General features: G+C 64.4%; 27 protein-coding genes and 2 pseudogenes. 17 read left to right on the top strand and 12 right to left on the bottom strand.

Annotated features, from left to right (window positions below; all coding sequences use genetic code 11):
- The first annotated feature begins 90 nt into the window (after nt 1-90).
- Nucleotides 91-1092, top strand: coding sequence for a glycerophosphodiester phosphodiesterase (locus ACVWZA_RS21215; RefSeq protein ID WP_457313433.1), 1002 nt, complete (start codon nt 91-93; stop codon nt 1090-1092).
- 8 nt (nt 1093-1100) lie between these two features.
- Complete coding sequence (locus tag ACVWZA_RS21210; RefSeq protein ID WP_457313432.1) at nt 1101-1400, top strand: hypothetical protein; 300 nt, start codon at nt 1101-1103, stop codon at nt 1398-1400.
- 249 nt (nt 1401-1649) lie between these two features.
- Here ACVWZA_RS21210 and ACVWZA_RS21205 read toward each other — a convergent pair whose 3' ends face one another.
- From ACVWZA_RS21205 to ACVWZA_RS21180, 6 genes and pseudogenes are all read right to left on the bottom strand, one after another.
- Nucleotides 1650-2657: a sugar kinase gene (locus tag ACVWZA_RS21205; protein ID WP_457313431.1), complete on the bottom strand. Its 1008-nt coding sequence runs from the start codon at nt 2655-2657 to the stop codon at nt 1650-1652.
- Nucleotides 2654-2797 (bottom strand): annotated as a pseudogene (locus tag ACVWZA_RS21200) (SDR family oxidoreductase); the annotation flags it as partial. The gene ACVWZA_RS21205 and the pseudogene ACVWZA_RS21200, both read right to left, overlap by 4 nt.
- A 13-nt stretch (nt 2798-2810) precedes the next feature.
- Nucleotides 2811-4256 (bottom strand): glucuronate isomerase, encoded by a 1446-nt coding sequence (uxaC, locus tag ACVWZA_RS21195; RefSeq protein ID WP_457313430.1) that lies wholly within the window; start codon nt 4254-4256, stop codon nt 2811-2813.
- A 67-nt stretch (nt 4257-4323) separates the two neighbouring features.
- Nucleotides 4324-5355, bottom strand: a complete 1032-nt coding sequence (locus tag ACVWZA_RS21190) for a LacI family DNA-binding transcriptional regulator (protein WP_457313429.1) — start codon at nt 5353-5355, stop codon at nt 4324-4326.
- Between the two features lie 293 nt (nt 5356-5648).
- Complete coding sequence (locus ACVWZA_RS21185) at nt 5649-5981, bottom strand: antibiotic biosynthesis monooxygenase family protein (RefSeq protein ID WP_457313428.1); 333 nt, start codon at nt 5979-5981, stop codon at nt 5649-5651.
- 106 nt (nt 5982-6087) lie between these two features.
- Entirely contained in the window at nt 6088-7083 is a 996-nt protein-coding gene (locus ACVWZA_RS21180) for a helix-turn-helix domain-containing protein (protein ID WP_457313427.1), read from the bottom strand.
- Between the two features lie 104 nt (nt 7084-7187).
- Here ACVWZA_RS21180 and ACVWZA_RS21175 point away from each other — a divergent pair, with 104 nt between their 5' ends.
- Both ACVWZA_RS21175 and ACVWZA_RS21170 read left to right on the top strand, forming a co-directional pair.
- Entirely contained in the window at nt 7188-7886 is a 699-nt protein-coding gene (locus ACVWZA_RS21175; RefSeq protein ID WP_457313426.1) for an AzlC family ABC transporter permease, read from the top strand.
- Nucleotide 7887: 1 nt separating this feature from the next.
- Entirely contained in the window at nt 7888-8172 is a 285-nt protein-coding gene (locus ACVWZA_RS21170) for an AzlD domain-containing protein (RefSeq protein ID WP_457313425.1), read from the top strand.
- 15 nt (nt 8173-8187) lie between these two features.
- Here the strand turns inward: ACVWZA_RS21170 and ACVWZA_RS21165 are convergent, their stop codons facing one another.
- From ACVWZA_RS21165 to ACVWZA_RS21155, 3 genes are all read right to left on the bottom strand, one after another.
- Nucleotides 8188-9240: a hypothetical protein gene (locus tag ACVWZA_RS21165; protein ID WP_457313424.1), complete on the bottom strand. Its 1053-nt coding sequence runs from the start codon at nt 9238-9240 to the stop codon at nt 8188-8190.
- A 10-nt stretch (nt 9241-9250) separates the two neighbouring features.
- Nucleotides 9251-10633 (bottom strand): peptide MFS transporter, encoded by a 1383-nt coding sequence (locus tag ACVWZA_RS21160; RefSeq protein ID WP_457313423.1) that lies wholly within the window; start codon nt 10631-10633, stop codon nt 9251-9253.
- A 153-nt stretch (nt 10634-10786) separates the two neighbouring features.
- Complete coding sequence (locus ACVWZA_RS21155; RefSeq protein WP_457313422.1) at nt 10787-11605, bottom strand: helix-turn-helix domain-containing protein; 819 nt, start codon at nt 11603-11605, stop codon at nt 10787-10789.
- A 132-nt stretch (nt 11606-11737) separates the two neighbouring features.
- Between ACVWZA_RS21155 and ACVWZA_RS21150 the strand changes: the two genes are divergently transcribed.
- From ACVWZA_RS21150 to ACVWZA_RS21130, 5 genes and pseudogenes are all read left to right on the top strand, one after another.
- Nucleotides 11738-12133: a hypothetical protein gene (locus tag ACVWZA_RS21150; protein WP_457313421.1), complete on the top strand. Its 396-nt coding sequence runs from the start codon at nt 11738-11740 to the stop codon at nt 12131-12133.
- A gap of 175 nt (nt 12134-12308) precedes the next feature.
- Nucleotides 12309-12935: a hypothetical protein gene (locus tag ACVWZA_RS21145; protein ID WP_457313420.1), complete on the top strand. Its 627-nt coding sequence runs from the start codon at nt 12309-12311 to the stop codon at nt 12933-12935.
- 11 nt (nt 12936-12946) lie between these two features.
- Entirely contained in the window at nt 12947-13633 is a 687-nt protein-coding gene (locus ACVWZA_RS21140) for a hypothetical protein (protein WP_457313419.1), read from the top strand.
- A 154-nt stretch (nt 13634-13787) separates the two neighbouring features.
- Nucleotides 13788-16241 (top strand): protein kinase domain-containing protein, encoded by a 2454-nt coding sequence (locus tag ACVWZA_RS21135; protein WP_457313418.1) that lies wholly within the window; start codon nt 13788-13790, stop codon nt 16239-16241.
- A gap of 206 nt (nt 16242-16447) precedes the next feature.
- Nucleotides 16448-16618, top strand: a pseudogene (locus tag ACVWZA_RS21130) (transposase); the annotation flags it as partial.
- 31 nt (nt 16619-16649) lie between these two features.
- Here ACVWZA_RS21130 and ACVWZA_RS21125 read toward each other — a convergent pair.
- Complete coding sequence (locus ACVWZA_RS21125; RefSeq protein WP_457313417.1) at nt 16650-17192, bottom strand: ECF-type sigma factor; 543 nt, start codon at nt 17190-17192, stop codon at nt 16650-16652.
- A gap of 166 nt (nt 17193-17358) precedes the next feature.
- Between ACVWZA_RS21125 and ACVWZA_RS21120 the strand changes: the two genes are divergently transcribed.
- The 8 genes from ACVWZA_RS21120 to ACVWZA_RS21085 all read left to right on the top strand — a co-directional run bounded on the left by ACVWZA_RS21120 (nt 17359) and on the right by ACVWZA_RS21085 (nt 23190).
- Nucleotides 17359-17883, top strand: coding sequence for a helix-turn-helix transcriptional regulator (locus ACVWZA_RS21120; protein ID WP_457313416.1), 525 nt, complete (start codon nt 17359-17361; stop codon nt 17881-17883).
- Nucleotides 17880-18590, top strand: a complete 711-nt coding sequence (locus tag ACVWZA_RS21115; protein WP_457313415.1) for a hypothetical protein — start codon at nt 17880-17882, stop codon at nt 18588-18590. The genes ACVWZA_RS21120 and ACVWZA_RS21115 overlap by 4 nt, the downstream gene beginning before the upstream one ends.
- Before the next feature lie 134 nt (nt 18591-18724).
- Nucleotides 18725-19003 (top strand): hypothetical protein, encoded by a 279-nt coding sequence (locus ACVWZA_RS21110; RefSeq protein ID WP_457313414.1) that lies wholly within the window; start codon nt 18725-18727, stop codon nt 19001-19003.
- Between the two features lie 31 nt (nt 19004-19034).
- Entirely contained in the window at nt 19035-20540 is a 1506-nt protein-coding gene (locus ACVWZA_RS21105) for a hypothetical protein (RefSeq protein WP_457313413.1), read from the top strand.
- 11 nt (nt 20541-20551) lie between these two features.
- Nucleotides 20552-21112: a LemA family protein gene (locus tag ACVWZA_RS21100; protein ID WP_457313412.1), complete on the top strand. Its 561-nt coding sequence runs from the start codon at nt 20552-20554 to the stop codon at nt 21110-21112.
- Between the two features lie 85 nt (nt 21113-21197).
- On the top strand, nt 21198-22271 hold the full coding sequence (locus ACVWZA_RS21095) for a hypothetical protein (RefSeq protein ID WP_457313411.1): 1074 nt from the start codon (nt 21198-21200) through the stop codon (nt 22269-22271).
- Entirely contained in the window at nt 22268-22759 is a 492-nt protein-coding gene (locus ACVWZA_RS21090) for a hypothetical protein (protein ID WP_457313410.1), read from the top strand. The genes ACVWZA_RS21095 and ACVWZA_RS21090 overlap by 4 nt, the downstream gene beginning before the upstream one ends.
- A complete protein-coding gene (locus ACVWZA_RS21085; protein WP_457313409.1) occupies nt 22756-23190 on the top strand; it encodes a hypothetical protein in 435 nt (144 codons plus the stop codon). Before ACVWZA_RS21090 ends, ACVWZA_RS21085 begins: the two co-directional genes overlap by 4 nt.
- Before the next feature lie 22 nt (nt 23191-23212).
- Here the strand turns inward: ACVWZA_RS21085 and ACVWZA_RS21080 are convergent, their stop codons facing one another.
- Both ACVWZA_RS21080 and ACVWZA_RS21075 read right to left on the bottom strand, forming a co-directional pair.
- Nucleotides 23213-24835 carry a DUF4166 domain-containing protein gene (locus ACVWZA_RS21080; protein ID WP_457313408.1) on the bottom strand — a complete coding sequence of 541 codons (1623 nt, stop codon included), beginning with the start codon at nt 24833-24835 and terminating at the stop codon, nt 23213-23215.
- A complete protein-coding gene (locus ACVWZA_RS21075) occupies nt 24832-25263 on the bottom strand; it encodes a thiol-disulfide oxidoreductase DCC family protein (protein WP_457313407.1) in 432 nt (143 codons plus the stop codon). Before ACVWZA_RS21075 ends, ACVWZA_RS21080 begins: the two co-directional genes overlap by 4 nt.
- Between the last annotated feature and the right edge of the window lie 47 nt (nt 25264-25310).

Here is a 25310-nt window from a genome sequence, read left to right as displayed (position 1 = left end):
TCTTTTATCACCGTGTCTTGCAATCGCTTTGTCGCGGCTTGCCTCGTCGTGCTGCTGGCATCCAGCGGCGTCACGATGCAAGATAGGGCCATGGCCGCCGATACCAAGAGCCCGATCGTTATTGCTCATCGCGGCGCGAGCGGGCTGCGGCCCGAACATACCATCGCGTCCTACACCCTGGCGATCGAGCAAGGTGCGGATTTCATCGAACCCGATCTGGTGCTGACCAAGGACAATGTCTTCGTCGCGCGGCATGAGAACGACATCACCGGTACGACTGATGTCGCCGCCCATCCCGAATTCGCCGATCGCAAGAAGACCAGGGTGATCGATGGCGAAAGCCATGCCGGCTGGTTCACCGAAGATTTCACGCTCGCCGAACTGAAGAAGCTCCGCGCGAAGGAACGCCTGCCACAACTTCGCCCCGACAATGGCAAATATGATGGCCAGTTCGAGATTCCGACTCTGGCCGAGATCATCGCCCTCGCCAAGGCGCAGAGCAAAGCGACAGGCCGGACGATCGGCATTTATCCGGAGACCAAGCACCCCAGTTATTTTGCCTCGATCGGCCTGCCGATGGAAGCGAAGCTCGTCGCCGAACTGAGGGCGGTGGGGTGGAGTGACGCGAAGGCGCCGGTGTTCATCCAGTCGTTCGAAGTCGACAATCTCAAGCGCCTGCACAAGCTGACCCATATCCGGCTGATTCAGTTGATGGACGCGGCCGGCGGTCCCGCCGACAAAGCGGTGGCGAGCTATGCCGAGATGGCCACCCCCGCCGGCCTCAAGGTCGTTGCGACCTATGCCTATGGCATCGGCCCGTCCAAATCGATGATCCGCAACGGCGATGCGCCGCCGACCACGCTGATCGCCGATGCGCACAAGGCGGGGCTGCGCGTCCATCCCTGGACGTTTCGCGCGGAGAATTTCTTCCTGCCGTCGAGCCTGAAGACCGGCGTCAACCCTGTGGCACATGGCCGTCTTTCGGACGAAATTGCGCTTTATATCCAGGATGGCGTCGACGGGTTCTTCACGGATTTCCCGCAGATCGGTGCCGAAGCGCGCGATGCGACCAGGCATACGCGTCAACCATAGAGATCATCATGCGCAGATTGCTTATCGCGTCCATCGCCCTCACGCCGCTGCTCTCGGGCGGCTGCGTCCGCACGGTGGCAAGCATCGTGACCGCGCCGGTCAAGGTGGCGGGCAAGGCGGTCGACTGGTCGACCACCAGCCAGTCCGAGGCCGATCGCAATTACGGGCGCAAGATGCGCAAACAGGAAGAACGCGAAGGCCGCGAGCGCAAAAAGGCGGAAAAGGCGTGCCGCGAGGATCCGAACAATTGCCAGCGCTATGACGGGTATCGCGCCGGTCAGAGCGAGCAGGATTACGAACCGCGGTAGCGACCTTGATGCCGGATTTGTTCCGGGTCCGCAGTGCCGCAGCATTGTTCCGTGCTATGGCTGAATCGCCGCCTGCAGCGAGGATGAGGCAATAGCGACGGGAGATATGGGACACCGGACTGTGCCACATCTTTTCGGTGCCCGCTGCGGCGTCCGGGGCCTAGTTGGAAGAAAATCGCGACCAGTGTCGCGCTTCGTTACCGCGACGCTCCCAACTGGACCCCGCCTCCGCCGGGGAAGCTATATTGACTACCGCCGCACATCCAGCCCGCCGGCCAGGAACGCGTCGATATCGGCCTGGCGGAACAGGCTCGCGTCGCCCGGCAGCGAATGTTTGAGCGCGGTCAGCGCCAGGCCGATCCGCGCCGCTTCGGCAATGTCGGAACCGCTGCGCAGCGCATGGAGCACGCCGCTGGCAAAGGCATCGCCCGCGCCGATCCGGTCGACGATCCCGGCCAGCACCACTTCGTCGGTCTGGGCGAAGCCGTCGCGCGCATCGATCCGCGCCGACAGCCGGTGGTCGTCGACCGTCACGACATGGCGCGCAGTGGAAGCTATCATCTGCAGGTCGGGAAAGGCCGCGAATGCGGCATCGGCCGCTTCGCGGCGCCGATCCTCGCCATCCGCTGTGAAGTCGCGGCCAAGCAGCAGGGCAATGTCGCGGTGGTTGCCGAACATCAGATCGGCATGGCGCACCAGCTCGGTCAGCGTCGCGCGCGGATCGCTGTCCCAACGCTCCCAGAGTTTCGCCCGGAAATTGCCGTCGAACGAGACGGCGATGCCGCGTGCCTTGGCCGCACGTACCGCGGCGATAGCACTCTCGCCCGGCACTTGCCCAAGCGCGGGGGTGATGCCCGACAAATGGAGCCGATCAACACCGGCGAGCAGCGCGTCCCAGTCCCAGGCACTCACCGGCACCTCGGCAAAAGCCGAACCCGCGCGGTCATAGATCACTTCGGTCGCTCGCATGCCCGCGCCTGAAGTGACGAAATACAGCCCCATCCGCTCGCCGCCGAACGCGATCCCGGTGGTATCGACGCCGTGCCCGCGCAGCGTGGAAATCGCTGCGCGGCCGAGGTCATTATCTGGCACCACGCTGGCAAGGCCGACGTCATGGCCGAGCCGCGCCAGCGCGGTCACGACATTGGCTTCGGCGCCCGCGACCCACACATCGAGCTTCGGTGTCTGCAGCAGCAATTCGCGGCCCGGCGGCGACAGGCGGAGCATGATCTCCCCAAAAGCAAGCAGCTTGCTCATCGTGCCAACCACCCGCGATCGACCGCCAGGATATGGCCGGTGACATAACCCGCCGCGCGCGAGGCGAAGAACACCGCCGCGCCGCCGAGAACCTCGGGGTCGCCCCAGCGCCCTGCCGGTATGCGGTCGAACATCATTCTCTCCGTTGCAATCTCAGGTCGCCGCAGCGGCGGAGATGGGTAAAGGCACAAGCTTATAGGCACGGCGCACCAGGCCGTTGGTCAACTCGAACGCCAGTTCGGCGGCCTCCCAATCGACCAGTCGTCCTTCGGCAACGAGCCGCGCGAGGAACCCGCAATCGATGCGCCGCGCGACATCATGGCGCGCGGGAATCGACAGGAAGGCGCGGGTGTCATCGTTGAACCCGACCGTGTTGTAGAAGCCTGCGGTCTCTGTGGTCATCTCGCGGAAACGGCGCATGCCTTCGGGTGAATCATGAAACCACCAGGACGGGCCGAGTTTCAGGCACGGGTAATGGCCGGCAAGCGGCGCGAGTTCACGGGCATAGCTGCTTTCGTCAAGCGTGAAGAGGATGATCGACAGATCGGTGCTGGCGCCGAAGCGATCGAGCAGCGGTTTCAGCGCATGGACATAGTCGGTGCGCATGGGGATGTCGGCACCCTTGTCGCGACCATGGCTGGCGAACAATGCCGCATTATGGTTGCGCGATGAGCCGGGATGAATCTGCATCACCATGCCGTCCTCGACCGACATCGCCGCCATTTCGGTCAACATCTGGGCGCGAAACAGCTCGGCCTCGGCCGGCGTCCAGTCGCTGCCCATGATGCGATGGAACAACGCCCCGGCCTCGACCGGCGAGAGGTTGGCGGTCGCGGCGGTCGGGTGCCCATGGTCGGTCGCCGTAGCACCGGCCGCACGGAAATCGGCGCGGCGCTTGCGATGTGCGGCCAGATAGCCTTGCCAATTATGCACATCCTCGCCGGTCAGTTCGGCGAAACGGACCAAGGCGGCCGAGAAATCGTGATGCTCGGGATCGATTACCGCATCGGGGCGATAGGTCGTGACAACGCACCCCTGCCAGCCCGAACTATGGATCGCATGATGGGCATCGAGGCTGTCGTGCGGACCTTCGGTGGTGGCGAGGAACTCGATGCCGAACCGGTCGAACAGCGCGCGGGGACGGAAAGCGTCCGATGCGAGGCTCTCACCGATCGCGTCGTAGACCATATCCGCACTGGTCGCGTCGAGCGCAACGTCGAGGCCGAATACCTCGGCGAGGACATGATCGAGCCAGAGTCGGGAGGGCGTGCCGCGGAAAAGCGTATAATTGGCCGCGAACAACCGCCACGCCGCGCGCGGATTGGCGCTGACCGCACCGTTCCGGTCGGGCACGCCAAGCGCCTCGATCGCGATGCCCTGCGAATGGAGCATTCGGTAGAGATAATGGTCGGGCGCTAGCAGCAACTCGGTCGCGTTCGACCAATTGGCGTTGGTCGCGAACCAGGTCGGATCGGTGTGACCGTGCGGGCTGATGATCGGCAACCCGGCGACACCCGCGTAGAGCGCACGCGTGATGTCCCGCGTGCGCGGATCTGCCGGGAACAACCGATCAGGGTCGAGGATCAATGGACGGGTCATTTGCTGGTCCTGGTGCGTCCCGCCATCGCCAAACCAGACACCGGTGTCAATACGGAAGCCATCAAAATCACTCCGGCTGAGGCCGCGCCACCGAGGCGCGGCGGATCAGTTTGGAAAGGAACAGCGACGGCTCCTCGATCCCGTTATCGTCGTCGAGCGTGCCGGCGAGCAGTTTCAGCGCAGCGGCGCGCGCCATCGACTGGATCGGCCAGCGCACGGTGGTCAGCGGCGGCCAGACATGGCCGGCGATCTCGGTATCGTCGAAGCCGATCACCGACAAATCCTGCGGTACCGCCAGGTTACGCTGGCGCGCGGCGTGGAGTACGCCCGCCGCCATTTCGTCATTGGAGGCGAAGATCGCGGTCGGTATCGGCACCTGATCGAGCAGGCGATTGCCCGCCTCGACCCCGGATTCGAAGCGATAATCGCCGGTCGCGACAAGCCCTCGAGGCAATTTGATCCCGGCCTCGGCGAGCGCCTTTTCGAAGCCGCTGCGTCGCTCGAACGCCGAGCGGAAACCATGCGGCCCGGTGACCAGGCCGATGCGGCGATGGCCCTGTTCGATCAGATAGCGCACCGCTTCGATCACCGCCTCGGCGTCGTTCGACGCGACCGAATGATGATCGTCGTCGAGCTTGGCCGACCCCATCCGTACATAGCGGCAGCCGAGCGATTCGCACAGTTTGGCGAGCTCGTCATTCTCCGAGATCGGCGGTAGCAGCAGCACGCCGAACGGCCGCTGGCGTTCGAGGAAATGCCGGACATCGTCGAACATCGCCGGCGATCCGCGATCGACCGGGCGGACGACCAGCGCGAATTCGGTCTCGCGGATCGCTTCGAGAATGCCCTGCTGCACCCCCAGCACCATCTGCGAGTTGGGGTTGTCGTGGATCAGCCCGATCAGGAAATTGCGCCTGAGCGCGAGGCCGCGCGCCTGTGGGTTGGGGATATAACCGAGCTCACCGATCACTGTCTCGACACGCAGCCGCGTCTTATCTGTGAGCAGCGGCGAGCGATTGATCACCCGGCTGACGGTCTTCTTCGAAACGCCGGCCAAACGGGCGACATCGTTGATCGTGGGATTGCCGCCTGCCTTCATGGATATGGGGCATATCGCCGCGCCTGGTTCTTGGCGAGGGCTGTGGTAGAGGTCACGTTGTTGATCCACCTGTCGGCATCGCTGCGGCGCGGTCATCGGATCGTGCCTATCAGTTGAACATGACGCCGTCTTCCAGCCGATCAGCCGGCAGGCAAGCACGCTCGCCGCTGCGTGCAATCGACGATCTCGGCCGTGCCGTGAAGGCATCGGATTTCGACAACAATAACGACCCGCTGGTCGGTGACGAACTTCCCGGCCGGCAAGACGCCGATCTCGATACGATTCCGGTCACGCTATCCATCAACGGCGTCGAGGTCGGCCTGCAATATTTCGTGATGCTCGACGCGGGGCGTCATTTCGATCAGGAAGTCCGGGTCGAACGGATAATATTTCGCCAACTCCGGATCGCTCCCGGCAAATCGCGCGATCGCCGCCATGTCGGTCCAGAACGTAAGCATGGTAATGTGAGTGAGGTTATCGGCCTCGCGGTGGAGGCACCATGCGCCGGCATTCCCCTTGACCGCGCGATAGTCGGGCAGCGACACCGACCGCATCAGGTCGAGATAGTCGGCTGCCTTCGCCGTCGGCACCGCGCCCTTCCAGATCCTCGCAATCATCCCAGTCATCCCAATCATCCTCCGCTATCTGGCCGCTATCTGGCGGCCGATTGTCCGGCGATCTGTCGAAAATGGCGATCGTACGACGTGCCAAAGGGGCGGAAGATCGCGCCAATCATTCGGCCGCCTGGAGCCATTGCCCGTCATGCTGGAAGGCGGCGCGGAACTGGCTCGGCGTAGTGCCGACGACCCGGCGAAAATGGTGCCGGAAGGTATCGGCGGCGCCGAAGCCGGCGCGCTCGGCGATGCGCTCGACCGGCAGGTCGCCTTCTGCGAGCATCACCTTTGCCAGCCGGATGCGTTCGATCAGAATCCAGTCATAGGGTGTATGCCCGGTCGCGGCGCGGAATTTGCGGAAAAAGGTGCGCGGGCTCATCGCGGCCATTGCGGCAAGTGTCTCGATCCGGTGGTCGCCTGCGGGGTCGCGTCGCAATTGCTCGACCACGATCGAGAATGCCTTGTGGTGAATTTCAGGCACGGGAGTTTCGGCATATTGCGCCTGGCCGCCCCCGCGATGTGGCGGCACGACCATCGCGCGGGCGGCCTCGTTGCACGCCGCAGATCCGAAATCGCGGCGCATGAGATGGAGCAGCATGTCGATCCCGGCCGATGATCCGGCCGAAGTGACGATGCTGCCTTCGTCGATGTAGAGCGCCGCCGGATCGACCGAGACACGTGGATGGTCGCGCGCGAGCTGTTCGGCGAATTGCCAATGCGTGGTCGCGCGCCGCTCGTCGAGCAGCCCCGCCGCCGCCAGCACGAATGCGCCGGTACAGATCGATACGATCCGCGCGCCGCCGCGATGCGCCATGGCCAGCGCGGCGGCGATCTGATCCGGCACCGGCCCCATGCGCCATCCCGGCACGACGATGGTCTGCGCGTCGTAAAATACTTCGTCCGACGCAGCGACTATGATCGACACTCCCCGGTCGGTCAGGATCGAAGAGCCTTCGAGCGAGAAGCTGGCCACCGCGTAAAGGGACTTACCATCGGCCGAACGGCGGTTGCTCAGCACCTCCAGCGTGGTGGCATATTCGAACAGGCACAGGCCTTGATAGGCCAGGATCGCAACCGAATGGGCGGGATTGTCACGGCGGGCGTTTGGCATCATTTTCGCTTACCGGGATATCATGCCAATTTCAATGATTGGCACGATGTTTATCGCATTGGCATTCGCATCACTTGTCCGGCGCGCGCGCGGCGATAGGGTGCGCCATGTCCGCTGCCCCAACAGATTTGTCCTTTGCCGCTGTCGGACGTGGGTTTCGCGACCTGTTCGCTGCCGCAATTGCGGTTGCCGTGTTCGGCATCGGCTTCGGCGCGGCGGCGGTCGAAGCCGGTCTGAGCCCCGCGACGGCCGCAGCGATGAGCGGTTTCGTCTTCGCCGGCGCGGCGCAATATGCCGTGCTCGATCTGTGGCATTTTCCGCTGCCCTGGCTCGCGATCCTGATGACCACGCTGGCGATCAATGGCCGCCACGTCGTGCTTGGCGCGACACTCGGAAGCTATCTCGGTGCGGCGTCACCGATGCGGCGTTATGCCGTGCTTGCCTTGCTCAGCGATGCCAATTGGGCATCGACCCGGCAAGCCATTGCCGGTGGCGAGCGCGATCTCGGTCATCTGCTTGGCGGCGGATTGTTGTTGTGGCTGTGCTGGGTCGCGGGAACGCTGGTTGGAGCCTTTGCCGGAGAGGCGATCGGCGATCCACGTCAGTTCGGGGTCGATGCGTTGATGCCGGCCTTTTTCGTCTGCGTGCTGATCGTCGCCGCAAAAGGTCCGCGCGACGTTCCGCCCTGGGTCGTTGCAGGGGGCTCGGCGGCCGGGCTTTCGCTCGTGATGCCGACCCATTGGGCGATTATCGTGGCGGCGCTGATCGGCGCGGTGTTCGGCTATGCTCTCGATGCCCGGCGCTGAGATGTCGGCCCTGGCGATCGGCATGATGGCGCTCGCCACCTATGCCACGCGAATCCTTGGCGCATGGCTCGTCGCGGCGAACCGGGTACCCGATTCCGTGCGGCGGCTGCTCGACCATCTCGCGACCTGCACGCTTGCCGCATTCGTGGTGCCGGTGATCCTGGCCGGCGACGTGGCGCTGGCCGTGGGCGTCTGCGGCGCGACGGTCGCGATGCTGATCTGGCGATCGTCGCTGTTGTCTATGGCGCTTGCGGTCGTGGGGACCGCGCTGGTCAGGCTGATCTGACCGGTATTGGGGATGTCATGGTGTCGGCGACTGAACCGGGCAATCGCCATCGCGCGTTCCACTGACGCTGCCCACCCCGAGGATGATCTTCGCGCGCCGTTCGAAGGTCAGCGCCTGCCACCGGCCGCTATTGCCGATCGCGGTGCGGCTGCGCAGGAAGGTCAGATTGAGCAATTCATATTGCTCCGGATCGATCAGCCCGGCGTCGATCAAACAACCCCAGCGCGCGACATTCCATTGATGGTCGCGGCCGATGCCGTCCTGGTCGATCGTCTCGGCCAGCGCCTTGTACCAGGCGATGATCGCGCGCAGCCTTGGCCAGCGCTCCGCTTCGGGCATCGCCGCAAGCTTGCCGCGTAACCGCGCAACGTCCTCGTCGCCGGGCAGGAACCCTTGCTGTACCCGGATATCGATCGCCCAGCGCACTTTCCGCAAGGTCATCGGGCCTGCCGGGAAAACGCGCAGCAGATCGAGCCGGACCGCATCGAGCAAATCGATATAAGTGTCAGTCTGCACCTGCAGCATCGCGTCGCTTTCGAAGATCGCGGTGAGTTCGGCCTCGATCGCCGGGCCTAATCGCCCGCCGGAATCTTCCGCAGCGAGAATGCCGGTGCGGCATTTGTCGCCGACCGGTACTGCGCGGCACGGTTCGGAGAAGAACAATTTGCCATAGGTCGGCGCCAGATCCTTGAGCGCGCGCTTGAAGCGCCGCCCCGAACGGAAACGGTCGCGCCAGCGATCGAGCACCGGCTGCAGACTATCAGTGCCGAAATTCCACTGCGCCATGCCGACCGAAATAAGCTGGCCGTCGAAATTGCCCGCCGGCATCGCCCAGCAGCCCATCGTCTCTGGTATCGAGGTCTCGGCCATGCGCGCAAAGATACCGGCGCGATCGAGCCCGACCTCCGCCATACGCGCGGCGGCGGCGGGGTCGATGCGGATGAATTGCGGCTCACCGCCACGGCTGGCCGAGTCGCCGACCATGCGGCAGGGCGGCGGCACCGGTGCCTGATAAGCTGCCGTGTCCTGGGCATGAGCAGGACGTGCGAGCAGCAGCACAGCCGCCAAGGGCAAAAACCTAACCCGCATTCAGCCCGCGCGTAATCGCCCGCCCGAAGAGCAGGACGAGCAGCGCGCCGATCGCGGCGATGCCGGCATTCAATGCCCAGAAAGCGGCCGGCGTCATATGTTCATAGAAGCTGCCGATCCAGCCCATGATGATATTGCCAATAAACAGCGACAGAAATGCGCAGCCCATCATCGTCGCATTGACCTTGGCCGGCGCAGCGCGCGACATCAGCGCGAGATAGGGTGGCCAATAATAAAGAAAGGCCACGCCCATCCCGGCAAAGGCCGCGAAGGGGATCAGCGCGCTCGACGTCCCGGGGCCGGCAAGCCACGCGGCCAGCATCATCAGTCCGGCCGATGCTGCGGCGAGCCCCGCGCCGATACCGATCTTGGTCAGGTCGCTCGGTTCGCGACCGCGTTTTGCCTCTCGTGCCCAGAGCCACACCAGCGGCGGCACCGCGATGACACTGAAAAAGGCATCGACCGAATTGAACCAGGGTGCGGGAATATGGCCAAGCGGCGTGGCGAGATCTGCATGGCTGTCGATCCACACCATACCGACATTGAAGAATTGGAAATAGGCGATCGTCTGGAACACCGTGATGCCCATAACGACGACCAGCAACAGCACGGTCCGCCACTCCGCACTGGTCAGCGGTGCTGCGGCGACCCGGTCGCTTCGGCGCGTGCGCTGGTCTGGCAGATAGCGCTGCCCCGCCAGATAGGTCACAGTGGCGAGGAGCATCAATATGCCCGCAGTGCCGAATCCGATATGCCAGCCATATACCTGCGCCAGCCCGCCGCACACCAATGGGCCGAGCACCGCGCCGGTGTTGATCGCCATGCTGAAGATGGCGAAGGCGCGGGTCCGTCGCGATTTATCCTCCGGTGGATAGAGATGCCCGATCTGCGCCGAGATATTGCCCTTGAGACAACCCGAACCAAGGATCAGCAGCAGCAAGGCGAGCAGGAAACTATGGTCGAACGCCATGGCGAAATGGCCCGCGCTCATCATCAGCGCGCCGATCACCACGGTGCGCTTCGCGCCGAGCCAGCGATCTGCGACCATGCCGCCCAGGATCGGGGTGAAATAGACCAGCCCCGAATACAGCCCGAAGGTCTGCGACGCGAGGCCCTGCGCCGACAGCGGGCCGAGTACGGATTCGAGCACTGCGCGATAGGCCGGTAGCCCGGCGACATTTTCGACATGGCCAGGCAAAAACAGCTGCTGGACCATGTAAAGCACGACCAGCGCGGTCATGCCGTAATAGGAAAACCGTTCCCATGCTTCGGTGAAGGCAAGATAGGCCAGGCCCTTGGGGTGGCCCAGAAAGGATCGGTCGGTTGCGATCTGTGCGGTCGAATCCGGCATGGTTTGTGCAGTCGTCGCCATCAATTTCACATCCCGTTCGAATGCGGAAAAGCCTAACGCGCTGTCGGCGATGCGCTAGTGATTTCTCAGTCACCCGGGAATCTTCCGGCGAACTCGGCTAAACCGCTCCTGTGCCTGCCTTCGACGGGCTCAGGGGGAACGGGATACGTGGGATCAACCCAGCTCGAAACCGCTCTCGCTGCCGCCGCTCGCCAATACCCTGACCATTTCAGCGGTCGCGTCGTCGGCGGGGAAGAAAGTCTCCAGCGTCAATTCCGACAGGGTCACATCCTGCGCGGTGCCGAATACCGTCGTGGTGCTAAGGAAACTCAGCACCCGATCGCCCATCAGCAGCTTCATCGGCACTGCGATGCCGCCCAGATCCTGCGGCTTGGCATCGGCCATCGGTGGCGCCGGATAGCTTTCCAGTTCGGCGACGAGGTCGTCGATATCGGAATCGCTTGCTGCCTGCGCCTGTCGCTTCAAGCGCGCGATCAGATGATGGCGCCACTCCGCCAGATTGATGATCTGCGCCGCCAGCCCGTCGGGATGCAGCGCCAGCCGCATGATATTGGGCACTCCGGCCAGCAACGAAGGTGACACGCCCGCCAATAGCGGCGCGACGCCGCGATTTGCCGCGATCAGGTTCCAGCATCGATCGACCACCAAAGCGGGCCACGGCTCGTGTCCGGCAAGGATCAGATCGACCGCGCGACGCGCACCGGCCATTTCCGGGTCGTCGAGTGACCGTTCGCCGAACAAGGGCGCGAATCCGGCGGCGGACAGCAACAAATTACGTTCGCGCATCGGCATGTCGAGCTGTTCGGCAAGGCGCAGCACCATGTCGCGGCTCGGCCGCGCGCGGCCGGTTTCGAGGAAGCTCAGATGACGCGCGGAAATCTCCGTATCCAGTGCCAGATCGAGCTGGCTCATGCGCCGCTTCTGGCGCCATTCGCGCAACTGATCTCCGACATTTCGTGCAGCAACCGCCATGTTCATTTCCCTCCGTGACAGATGAATAGATCGGCATGCAACGAGCCGCCATTACCTTCGAAGTAATCGACGCGCCTACCTCGTTCGGCGAAAACCTCCTCACCAACAACGCCTGCACCAATGGAGGACATCATGACCGAAACGACCAATCAGAATATCCGCAAGATCCTTGGCCTCGATGCGCTGACCTGCGTGCTCGCCGGTGCGGCGATGAGCCTGGGCGCGACGATGCTTGCCGGACCGACTGGCCTTCACACGACTCTCCTGTTGATTGCCGGGGTCAGCCTGTTTCCGGTTGCCGCCCTGTTCGCCTGGATGGCGAGGACGCCGCTTCTCAACACGCCGCTCGTCCTGCTGGCGGTGGTCGGCAATATCGGGTGGGTCGCCGCAAGCATTGTGGTGCTGCTGATGACCGAGCCGACTGCGTTCGGCGTCATTTTCGTACTCGCCCAGGCGCTGGTCGTTGCACTGCTCGCCTGGCTTGAATTCAACCATCGGCCGCACGCCCTTACGGCGCTCGCCGACTGAAAATACGTCAATGTCCCTTCTGCGGCGGTTCCACATGGGGCCGCCGCATTCTTTTGTGCTGGCCATTGGCAGTCACCGGGGATCGGCCGGCGACGCGCGGCAAATATTCTCGGGCGTGTGTCCGCTTTCACCGTCCGATCCCGTCAACTCCTGTAGGACCTATGGGAGAAACGACGTGCCCCACCGCAATCGCTTGACCATCGCCGTGCTGGCTGCGCTGGCCGGCGCCACTTCGATCGCCGCGGTAGCTCAGCAACCCAGGCTCATCATCAAGAAGCTGACGCCGCTGCAGCAGAAGCAACGACCCCAGCCGCAACCCCAGCCACCGGTACGGGGCCAAGACGAAAGCTATCTTGATGAAATGCCGCAGGACATGCTGACCATCGCCACGGTCGATGGCTGGATGCCCGCGACCGTCACAAATAAGGGCGTGCCCGGCGTTTCGCGCACGGCCTATCCATTGAGGAATTGCCGTCAGCCGGCCGACCTCATCGATATCGGGCGCGTGCGCAGGAACGGCTTTCGCGTGATCGAATATCATCTGAACGGGCGCATCGGGCCTTCGGGATACAAGATCGCCGCCGAGGGTATCGTGCGCCCCTATTCGCGTTCCGGCACGCGCCTGTTCAACGCCAAGTCGCCGGCCGACATCGAGGTATTCAGCGTCTCACCGACGATTTTCGTGCTCGACATGCCGGTGCGCGGCAAGGTGCAACGGTTGGGCTGCTCGGCGACCTGGGGGCTGGCGATCAAGGTCTGGGGACCCAAGGGTATCGATCCCTATACCGGCAAAGCGAAATGAGGAGTTGCACCATGAAGATCGTCACTGTCGCGTGCCTGCTTTTGCCGATCCTGGCCGCCACCGCCGGACAGGCCCAGATCGGCAAGGCACAAGTCACCCGGAAGATTATCCCGCGCGACCGCACGGTGGTGATCAATCCGCTCATCCGTCAAGCGACGGTCACGCTCAACGCGGTGCCCGATTCCGCGCTGCAAATCGCCACCTGGCCGGGCCTGATCGTCAAACGGGTTGCACCGGCGCCGCCCGGGGCGATCCCCAGCGCGGGCGCGACGATCTATGTCAGCAAGGCCTGGATCAACCGGCCGCAGGAAAAGCGCGGCGACATCTGCGACAGCGCGGAATACCCCGTCCGTCATGGCGATCAGGTCGACCTGACCGCGCCACGCAGTCACGGCTTTCGCCTCGCCGCCTTTTCGATCGAACCGATCCCGCCGCTGAAGAATTATGTCCCGACCTATTCGGATGGACCACGACGCCGCGGCGGCAGTGACCGCTTCATCGGCGCCGACGGCCAGAGTACTGACAATATGGCACAGGCGGTGAAAATCCCGCTGCGCGGTACCCGCTACCAATATTTTATCTATCCCGGCATGCCGGTGCAGTGTTTCACCGGGTACCGCGTCAATATCTCGCTGCGCGGCCCGGTCGATGTCGACCCCTGGACCGGCAATCCGATCAGACGCTCGCAAGTGAATTGACGATCTCCATCGGCTGTTTTTTGGTCAAACCTTATCCTTCGATCGCACGATGCCGGCCCCGCATCGCCCCGCCATGAGAGCTGTGGTAGGAATGGGAGAGCCAGTCCGATCGGGCCCAGGCCGCGTAGTCAACGATTTCCAAGGGCAGGGCGCCATGCGTCAACCAACCGGCCAGGAATGGGCGAGCATCAACGACGCGTTCGACCGGCTGGTCGATCAGGCGCCCGAACGGCAGGAACGGCTGCTCGTCGCGGGTGGCTATGATCCGTATGTGGCGACGCGGGTGCGCGCGATGCTTGCGTCGCACAACACCGTCGGTGTGCTCGACACGATGTCGCCGTTGCTTCCTGGAGAAGGGATCGATCCGGGATATAGCTCGCTCAAGCAGGACGATGTCGTCGGCGCCTTCCGCATCGCCCGGTTGATCGGCCGCGGCGGCATGGGCGAAGTGTATCTGGCCGATCGGGTTGAGGGGGGGTTCGATCAGCGCATTGCCGTGAAGTTGCTTCGGCCGGAGGCGGCCGGGCGGATGGAATTGTTCGATGCCGAACGTCAGCTTCTCGCGCGGCTCGAACATCCCGGCATAGCACGACTGATCGACGGCGGCCTCGCGGTCGATGGCCGCCCGTACATGGCGCTAGAATATGTCGATGGCGAAGCGATCACGCACTGGTGCGCGGCGCATGGCTCGTCTCTGGCCGACCGGCTTCGCCTGTTCCTCGATCTGTGCGACGCGGTCGGTTATGCCCATGCGCGCGGCGTCATCCACCGCGACATCAAACCGGCCAATATCCTGGTGGATAGCGAAGGCCGCGCGCGGCTGCTCGATTTCGGCGTCGCGCGGATCATCGACGCCGCGTCGCCCGAACAGACCATCACTCAGGCGATGCTGACCCCCGATTATGCCGCGCCCGAACAATTCCGGCGCGACCAGCCGACCGTCGCGACCGATATCTATGCGCTGGGCGGGATATTGTTCGAACTGCTCAGCGGACGAGGCGCCTGGCTTGGCGAGGGCAATGCGTTACCCGCGACCATCCGCCGCATGGTCGACGAGGAGCCGCCGCTGCCGAGCAAGCTCGCTGCTCAGGTTGCGACCGCACCGGTTTCGCCGGCCAGGATCGCCGGCGATCTCGACGCGATCGTGATGAAGGCGATGCGCCACGACCCCGCCGCGCGTTATGCCAGTGTCGCGGCGCTTGCCGACGATGTGCGACGGCATCTGGCTTTCGAGCCGGTCCAGGCGCGCAGCGGCAGCACCGCCTATCAGTTCCGCCGGTTCGTGCGGCGGCATCGCTGGGCGGTGGCGGCGGGCGCGGCATTGCTGTTCGCCTTGCTCGTCGGGGCGGGCGGCGTCGCCTGGCAATCGCGCCAGACAGCGATCGAACGCGACATCGCCAAAGCGGAGGCGCGGCGGGCCGAAGCGGTCAATGAATCCATGTCGCTGATGTTCCGCAATGCACAGGAATTCGGCAAGGGCGGTTCGGCCTCGGCGCAAGACCTGCTCAACGACAGCACGGCGCGGCTGATCCAGTCATTCGGCGAACGCTCACCCAATACCGCGCCGGTGGTCAATTCACTGGCCGAACTCTATCTCCAGATCGAGGATCTGGTCGGCGCTGAAACGCTGTTGTCCACCGCCATCGCCAGGGGCGTCGGTCGCGAGGATCCGGCTCAGTTCGCGACGATGCAGATGAACCTTGGTTCGATCCAGGGCGCAACGGGCAAATTCGACGCCGCGACGAAGCTGCTCGACCAGTCCGACAAGGTTTGGCGCACCGACCCCGAGCGGTTCCGCAACGAACGGCTCGAATCCGGTGCCGCGCGTGCCCAGATCATGCGCCAGATGGGCAAACGCGATGAGGCGATCAAATTGCTGATCGACGAAATGCCCGAGGCCGAGCGCGCCTATGCCGACGAACCTCGCTCACTATTGATTCGCTACAATAATCTCGCCGTTCATCTTGGCGAGGCGGATCGGCTCGTCGAACTCGACAGGGTCCTCAAGCGCGCCGAGGTGCTGCTCGAACGAAGCCATATGGAAAAAAGCCCGATCGGCATTTCGCTGATCCAGCAGCGCGGCAGCTGGTACACGCGCAAGGACGATCAGCGCGCCGCGCTCAGATATTTCCGCCGCGCGGCGGAACTGCGGCGCTCGCTCTACGGCCCGTCTGCCGGGCTCGCTACCGATCTTCTCCAGGTCACGCGCGTCATGCTCGGTGTCGGCGAGATCCGTCAGGCGATCCCGATCATTATCGAGGCACGCCAGATGGCAGAGCAATATGCCGGAGCGGGATCACCGATCACCATCATGCTCGGCGTCTCGCTCGGCGAGGCACAGGCGCATGAAGGCGACATCGCCGAGGCGCGCAAGGTATTCGCCGAACTGGAGCCGGGATTGAAGGAACTGGGCACGCAGAATCTGATTTACGGAGCGTATTTGCGCGGACGCTTCCAGTTGCACCTGATGGAGGGCGATTTTCCCGCCGCGCGCGCCGATCTCGATGCCGCGGAAAAGCTGTTCAAAACGATCGGTGCACCGGCAGCGCCGTTTACCAGGAGCATTCCATTGTTAAGAGACGCTCTGAAGAGGGCGGAAGTGAGGTAGCTATAGGGCCAAGGCCGATCGGATCTCGTCTGGGCTTCGATCTACCCTATCTCAAAAAATCCGTAGCCGCTCACGATACCGCCGTTGATATCGATCTTGTATTTTCCTCGGGTGAATGGTTTGCGGACCTTCTGCTGCCCGTTTCCTGGACCGTTTTGAGCTGGAAAATTCCAGTTATGATGGAGGGTCAGGAAGCGGAGCGAGTGATGAAGAGATCGAAGTACAGCGAGGGGCAGATTGCGTTCGTATTGAAGCAGGCCGAGGACGGCACGACCATTGGCGAGGTGTGCAGCAAGACCGGGATCAGCGAGGCGACGTTCTACGCCTGGCGGAAGAAGTATGCGGGACTGATGCCGTCAGAGATGCGGCGGCTGCGGTCAGGCCGAACAGGCAGGCGGTCGACCGCGCTTATTCCTCGGTCATCTCCTGGTGGATCCACGCGCGCGCCTGCAGCCAGCGCCGCCTGACCGTGCGGTCGCTGACCCCGAGCACGCGCGCGGTTTCCTCTTCGGTCATGCCGGCGAAGAAGCGGCAATCCACCAGCCGCGCCAGTTCCTCGTCGAATCCGGCCAGCGCCTGCAGCGCTTCGCCGAGCTTGACCAATTGCCGGTCGCCACTGTCCTCGGGCAGGACCGCCTCGTCGATCGGCACCGCGCGCTCCCCGCTACCGCGTTTCGCCGCCAGCCGCGCGCGCGCCGCGTCGACCAGCACGTGGCGCATCGTGGTCGATGCGACCGCCATGAAATGGTCCCGGCTCTGCCATTCGGCGCGGTCGGACAGCTTCAGATAGGCGTCGTGCAAGACCGCCGTGGTCTGCATCGTATCGGGTCGTCCGGCGCGGAAACGCTCGCGGTGCGCGACCTTGTGCAGGTCGTCGTACAGCGCGGCGGCCAGCACGTCCGATGGCGCGCCGGGCTTTCTTTCGGAAGGCGTGTCCGCATCGACGTTCAAATTCCGTCTCTCTTCCTGTGGAGCTTTCACTAAGGGAGCGAGTACCATGTACCGGTTTTCTGCTACGACTGCCAGCGCGCCAATTTATCATCCGCCCGAATTCTTGCGCCCGGCGGCCGCGATCGCAAGCGACCCTGGCGAAGATGTTTCCGACCAGCCGGTCATGATGCTGATGGACCGCGAACGCCGGCTGCTTCAGGCAAGCCCCGCCGCCTATCGGCTGCTCTCATCCTGCCAGGCGCTACGCCTTGTGCACGGCGTGATCTGCGCCGAAAGCACCGCGCTCGGCGCGCACCTCGCGGCCGCCTTCCGCGCGGTGCTGACAGGTCAGGAGCCGGAGCGCGCTTTGCGGCTTGGCGGTGACGAAACCGGTGATACGGGCCTCGAGATTCGCCTCGTCCTGCTGCAGTGCATGGAAGGCCAGGCGCAGGTCATCGCGACCGTTCGCGTTCTTGCCGACCGCAAATCCACCCAGCTCAAGCGCGCGATCGGGCAGTTCGGCCTTACGCCCGCCGAAGGCCGCCTCCTGCACATGCTGTGCGGCGGCGCATCGGTGCCACAGGCTGCGATCAAGCTCGGCGTGGCCAAGACCACCGCGCGCACGCACCTTCAGCGCATCTTCGACAAATCCGGCGCGCGTCGGCAGAGCGATCTGCAACGCCTGATCTTCGCGCCGATGCTGTCGTCGTGAGCCTGGTCGCGCTCGCCCTGCTCGCACTCGCCGCACCCGCCATGGCGGCCGATCCGGTGTGCCGGTCGGCGGTCGTCACCGGCATGGATGTCGACGCCTATGCCCGGCAGCAGGCGCTGCACGCTTCGGCCGGCTTGCGGCTCGAACGCGAAGCCATCGCCGACAAGGACGGCGCGCCCAGCTTCTCCGCCCTTTGGGGATCGACCGGCGATCCGACACGGCTGACGCACGGCGCGCTCGGGCATGAAGCCTTTTATTTCGCCTCGCTCGAAATGACCGGGCGGGATTATCGCATGACCGACCTGACCGTCGGCGTGGTCGGCGGTGCCGCCTGGTACGGCGTGCTGTGGGATAAGGGCCGCAACGTCCAGCAATCGATCAGCTATTGGATCAGCGAGGCCGAGCTGCGCAAGATCGTGGCCCGATCCGGCCAGCGCGTCGTCGCGATCGCGCCGTTCCAGCTCGGCAAGATCCAGTATTTTGCGGTGCTGGTCGATGTCGGCCCGGCACTGCGCACCACCGCTGCGGTCGGCCTGACCACCCAAAAGCTTGCCACCGAGACCGAGCGCATGCGGCGCAACGGCTTCATCCTGCGCCGCGCCCCGCCCTATGGCAGGGGCAAGGCATTGCGCTACGCCGCGGTGTGGCAACGGGCCGATCAGCTCACGCCCTGTTCGCGCCAGCTCGCTTCGGTCGAACCACGCTGACCATGCATCTCGCCGCGCGCCAGTCTCGATCCATCATGGAGCGTCCCTCGATCGGATGACGCCCGGTGCCGGGGCATTCGGCACGATCGCACGATCGCACGATCGCACGATCGACAATTTATTGGGAGAATATCATGAAAATCCTTCTCGCAGTCGCGCTTGCCGCTTTCGCCACGCCTGGCTTAGCCCAGGAAGCGCCGCCCGCCGCCCAGCCCGCCGCCGAGCCCGCCGCCCAGCCCGCAGCTCAGCCCACATTCGAGGAAAATGCTAAGCAGCTCGGCGGGCAGTTGATGATGTCGCTGTTCGAAAAGTTGCTTAACGGCAAAAAGGCACAGCCCGCTGCCCAGCCCGTCGAGGCGGCGGTGGAGCAGCCGGCAGCGGAAGCGCAGCCCGCCGACGCGCCGAACCGTTGACGCGCGGGGTCATCCGCACCGCGATACAGCGATGGTGAGCGAAGCCGCCGATGCCGTGTTCACGCCAGTCCGCCCCGTGCTGTTCCAGGAGGAACAGGCGCGGCGCCGGCGGGGCACATGGCGCGCGACATTGGCCTGTATCGTCGCGGCATGCATTGCCGGCCTGTTCCTCAGCATCGTGCTGCTGCTGTTTGCGCCGGCAATGCTTGGCGTGCTGCTTGGCCTGATCGTGCGCTGCATTCGCGATTTCGGGTTCGAAGCGACGGTCATGAAGTTCGCTTATGGCGTGGCGGAAAACCCGAACCGCAACGCGATCCTCATCACGACCGGCGTGCTGCTCGTTTTGCCAGCTTTCCTGCCGCCGCCGCTCGCCTGGATCTGGCTGCGCTGGCTGATGCTCCGCCCACAAGCGACACCCTGGCCGGATACGATCGGCGTCCGCGCGCCCGCGTTCGGCGATGCCGAGGAGCATCAGTTCGGTAATCTCGTTGCCGAAATGGCGCTCGCCGCCGGCCTGCCGACGCCGGCGGTGGGATTGATCGACGCCGCCGCGCCCAATCTCGCCGCGTTCGGCACCGCGCATGACCATGCCGGGATCGTCGCGACGCGCGGGTTGCTCGATACGCTTGGGCGCGGCGATACGCAGGCATTGGTCGCGCAGGCAATGGGGTCGATCGGCAATGGCGATCTGCGCATCTCCGCTTCGCTTCTTGCGGCGTACCGCGCGATCTGCCTGTTCCTGACTCTGATCGACTTGCCGTTCCGTCGCGACGCGCGCCGCGCGATCGGTTTGCTGATCGCGGCGAGCTTCGGCCGCGTCCGCGCCGACGTCGCGTTCGAGATCCTCGATTCCCGTCTTGCCGGGCAGCGGTTGTTGGCGCTGCTGTTCTGGCTACCGATGCTGTTGATCCTTCCCGGCGTGATTTTCTGGTCGGTCGCCGACAAGTTCGCGGTTGACAAGAACACGCCCTGGGGCGCCGCGATTCCGGCGTTGCTGCTGCTCGCCGGGTCGGCGGTGCTGTTCTACGGTCTGGTGCGCCTGACGCTCGGCGTATGGACGATCATCGTGTTGCGCTGGCCGCTGGCGATGGTCTGGCGGTCGCGCCGCTTCCTCGCCGATGCGACCGCGGTGCAACTCGCTGGCGATCCCGACGCTCAGGCTTCGGCATTATCCTATCTCCGCGACCGTTGTGGCCTGCCGCCCGGATGCGGCCTATGGGGTCATGCGTTCCTGTGTCAGCCGGTCGTTGCGACGGGCCGTCACGGCGCGATCCTCGACGCGATCGAACCCGACATTGCCAGCCGCCTCGCCCGTCTGCGCGCGCTTGGCGCGACGGTTCGTGAAGGCGCGCCGGTCGTCATCCCCGCCATGTCGCCGGGTGAGATGAAGCGGCTCGGCATCCTCGCGGTCATCCTGTTGTTCCTGGCCGCCAACTACAAACTGACAGGGTTGATCCTCGCGATCGGACTGATCGCGCTACTCGCGACCAGCGCCGGCGCCGGGCTGCTGATCTTCACCACCATCATGAATGTCTAAAAGGGAAAACCATGCCGCACGAACTGATCGTCGCCATCGTGATCGTCGCGCTGCTGATCGCGATCATTGTCCTGATCTACAATTCGCTGGTCCGCTCACACATGCGGGTGAAGACCGGCTGGGCGCAGATCGACACGCAATTGAAGCGCCGCCACGACCTTGTCCCCAACCTCGTCGCGGCGGTGCGCGGGTATATGGGCCATGAAAGCGCTGTGCTGGAAAAGGTCGCCGCGGTGCGCGAGCAGGCGGTTCAGGCCGGCAGCGACGTCGCGCGCCGATCGAGCGCGGAAGGCGCACTGAGCGGTGCGCTCGGCCAGCTCATCGCGCGCGTCGAGGCGATGCCCGATCTCAAGGCCGACAGCACGGTCATGGCGCTGCAGGAGGAACTCGCGACGACCGAGAACCGCATCGCCTTCGCCCGCCAGCATTATAACGAGACGGTCGGGCGCTATAACGGCGCGATTGCAACGATCCCGGCCAATCTCATCGCCGGCCCGTGCGGCTTTGCGGCGGAGAAATTCTTCGAACTCGATGGTCCGGTGACCGTGCCAGTGGTCGATCTCGGGCGATAGCGAGAACGGGCGGCCGTCCTCCGATCGGAGGACGATAGCCATTGGCGGCGTCGTTATTCGACAATCAGTTTTCAGGAGATCCTCAATGCCCTGCCTTTCCGCCGTCCGCTCGTTGTTGCGCTTCGGCGCGCTCGGCAGCTTTCTCTTCATCGGTGCGACTCCGCTCGTGGCGCAAATCGTCCGCAAGCCGGTCAAGCCGATCATCCTCAAGCCGCTGCCCCGGCCGACGACGTCCCTCCAACAGGCGGATCCCAACCTCGTCGCCGCGCGCAATGTCCGGATCGCGAAGCTGAAGACCGATTCGAACAAATTGGTCGCGGTGAAAACCGTCGCCCGCCCGGGCGCGCGGACCGCGATGACGATCAATGCGCAGCTCAAGATAAAAAATGCGACGGTCCGGCAGAAGCCGAAAATGATCGCCGTGTTCATGATGCCCTTGCCCGGCGTCGCGCGGGTCAATGGCCAGGCCGGCGGAATGCTCGAGCCCGGTGGCGATTATGAGATCGTCGGCAAGGGCTTCGGTACCGGCAACGGCTCTGTTTTTCTGCGCCATGGCACGCGGGTGATCGACATGTCGATTTCGCACTGGTCGGACGGGCAGATCTTCGCACATGTGCCGGACGATGTGTCCGGCCTGCCCGATGCCGGCAGCGTCGAACTCGCTGTCGGGCCGGCCGGGAAGCCTGTCCTCAGGACCACCAAGTTCGGCTTTCGCGCGGCGCGAGCCGATTACACGCTCCCGATCGACAACGGCATGTTCAGTTACGACAAGGGCCGGATGATCCGCGTCGCGTCGCTCGAAGTACCGACCAATATGGCGCCATCGACGAAACGCTATGACGGCGAATATTATAATGTGTCGCGCTTTACGCAGGACGATGGCGGGGACAAGCGCTGCTTCGAACCCGGCTTCGACCGCATCAGCACCAGTATCCCGCTCAAGCCCGGTTTCGAAGTGACCGCTTATTATTTTACCCATTCGCCGGTCAATCGCGGCGCGTTCAATTTCACTTGGGAACCTGGCGCCATCCGCGTCGATTACGGCGTCAGCCGTTACTTTGAGCCACGCTATTTCCTCCTGCCGCCGCATGGCGGGTGCTCGTCGACCTATAAGGTGAAGCTGGTTGCGACCGGCCCGCGCGGAATGTCGCCACAATGACCCGGCGAATCCACCTCCCGGCGCTGCTCATGCTGGCGATCACCACCACCGCCTCTGCCTCCGCAACCGAGGTTCGCGCCACCGATCGGCCGATGACCAGGCAGATCGACCCACGTCTCGCCGAACGTATGGCGGATCGCCTGTCGACCAAGCTCATGGTCAATCCCGACGGCAGTTATATCAGCGACATCAACGGACGCGGGCGACCGCTCGTTTTCCGCAACGGCATGACCCTGGTGATCAACGGCAGGGGCTTCGATCAGCGCAAGGCGCAGAGCATGGTCAGCCTCTATGACGGCGACAAATGGACCGGTGCGGCGCTGGCGATCCTGTCCTGGACCGACGTTCAGGTTACCGCCCGGATCGCGCCCGATCAGAATGTCCTGACCCAGAACACGCTTAACGCCCGGCTTCTCCTGCAAGGCGTATCCACGTCCAGTTATCTGACGCGGTTCGAGGTCAGGAATATCCGGTTCGTCGTACCATGACCCCGCATCTCCGTCCCACCCTGGCGCTGTGCATTGCCGCGATCTGGATTTCACCGGCTGCCGCCCGCACCGTCACCGCAACGCTTGGCTGCGAAAGCGTGTCGAACCAGTACAGCTCGCAATACCGGCTCTGGCCGCGTGACGGCGCGGTGCCGGCTGGTGCGACGATGCTGGTGACGATGCACGGCACCGGGCAGAACAGCGGCAACACCAGCTTGGAAGATCGCCCGGTCCAAAACCTATGGCCGATCGGCGAACGCCGTACGTACGCGCCCTATGCGCGCATGTTGTTCGCTAGCTGCGAGGCGCAGGTGAGCTGGGACGACCCCAATGCCGCACCGCAGATCAGCAGGGCGATCGACGGGCCGGTGATCAGGAAGTTGGTGCCGCTGAAACGGAAAATCATCCGCAAGCCAATGCCGAAACGCTGATCTTCCCTGGCGCGGGGAGGAGCTACGACGGCACCAGCCACCCCCGATAACGGATTACCAGCCCGATCACCGGCAACGCGATCGGCACGTCAAACTGAAACCGCCCATCCTCGACCCATTCCCGCGCCACCGTGCGCGGCGCAAGGAGCAAGGGCAGGGGAATGCGGAAGACGGACCAGCCCCTCATCACCATGGTCAATCCCTGATCGTCCGACGGCAGGTCGAAGCGAAACCGCAAAGGTCCGAAGCGCTCGACCAGCCGCCCGCTTTCCTCGCTCAAATTGCTGTGAAACGCCCGGTCCGAAAAGGTCCGCGTCCAGCGCTCGACGCCATCTTCTTCGCGGAACCCGACATGCAGCGCATGTTGACCCGCAGACGGAAAACCCATCACGGCGCCGACCAGCCGGGCCAGCGGATTGTGCCCGCGCTCGACCGTCGCTCGCCCGCTGGCGCCGCCGTCGCGCAGCACCTGGTGCAGGGCTTGCACTACGGGTGGTAACGCTGCGAAACGTTTCCCCATGACGCGGTCGTACAGTGCCGGCGGCTGCTGGAATTCCTCGATCTCATGGCGGATCGACAGTCCGGCAAAGGCAGGCTCGAAATCGGGCAGGTCGAGCAAGGGGCCCGCGTCGCCCGCACCGTGCGGCAGTTCCGTGATCCGGCCCGCAATCACTTCGGCGGCCAATGTCGGTATCTCCGGTCCGTCGCCATCGCTCGCGATCAGCGTCCATCTGCGCTCGACTCGTTTCCCCGCAGCCAATCCGAACACGCGCACGACCATCGCCGATCGATCCGATCCCCAGCCGGCGGTGAGCCGCTGCAATGGCAACAGCCACCGCGCCAAGCTCGTCAGCGACCCGAGCCAGCCCCATCGCACCAGCCAGCTCGCCAGCCACAAGGTCCCGTTCTGGAACGCCAGTTCGGTGCCCGCGCGAAACGTCACCGCCGGTTTGCCCGGCAACCGGCCCGGCAGCAGATCGAGATCGGGCACATCGGCCAGCCCAACCAGCCGGCTGTTCAGCGCGGTGCCGTCGCAAAGCGCGAAGCGCTGGCGTCGCATCTCCTGCCAGCCATGCGACACTGCCCAGCGCCCGCCACGCCACAAGGTCAGCGGCTTGCCGGCATAACTCAGGATCGCCGCCGCGACCGACGCGCCGGCCGCCGCCTTGTTCGACGCGCTGATCGCCATCTCGACCGCCGTCACCTGCTCCATGCCGGTCGTCAGATCGCGCACCACCGCGCCCGACAAAGCGGGGACGCTCGACGCACCCGATACCACCACCACGCCCGCGTTCTTCGCCGCCGCGTCGAGCATGGAAATGCCCGCGACAAAGGCGCGACCATCCGCAAGATCGAGATAGTGAATATGCGCGTCGATACAGGCCTGGACGACATGGTGGCCGCTGGTCTGGAACGGCCCGGCGGCATCGATCAGCAAGTCGGGGCGATGCTCGGCCAGCACCGCGCCGAGATCGCCATCGCGGTCGGCGACGACCGGTATGCTATCAGGCAAGGCGCGGCAGAATGCCGCCGCCTTATCCAGATGCCGGCCCGCCACGAATATGGTGTGGCCGCGTGCGGCAAGTCGTCGCGACAGCCGCGCGCCGAACCCGCCATAGCCGCCCAGGATCAGGATTTTGCTCACAACACCCGCGCCCGGTCGGCGGGGGAGGGCCGCCAGCACGTTTCGCGCTTGCCGAACAGGCGATAGCGGTTGCGCGCGATCAGCCGATAGAGTGGATCGCGCAGGATGTGCGGGACCAGACGGAAAACACTCGCCGCGCGCCACGGCCAGCCGCAGCCGGACCAGATCGCGATCACCGCATCGGAATTCTTCAGCACCTCGGGCCCGTCGACGACGATCAGCGTCTCGGGCTCGGCCGGATCGATGCCGTGCGCCCGGTACAGCGCGTCACCGATCGGTCCTTGCATCGACGCGAGACGAAAGCGAGGGCGCTTGTCATGGCGCAGGACGAACCGGGCGTTCGCCGCACACAATACGCACAGCGCATCGAACACGATGATCGGGCCGTCGCGGGTGATCCTGTCGAGGTCGAGCGTATCGGGCGGCATTGGGCGCCTTAAGCCTGTCAGGTGTGCGTGTGTCCAGTGACTCCTCC

Source organism: Sphingomonas sp. UYAg733 (genome assembly GCF_054057355.1).
The sequence above is the reverse complement of the archived record's forward strand: the minus strand, read 5'-3'. Positions and strand labels throughout refer to the sequence as shown.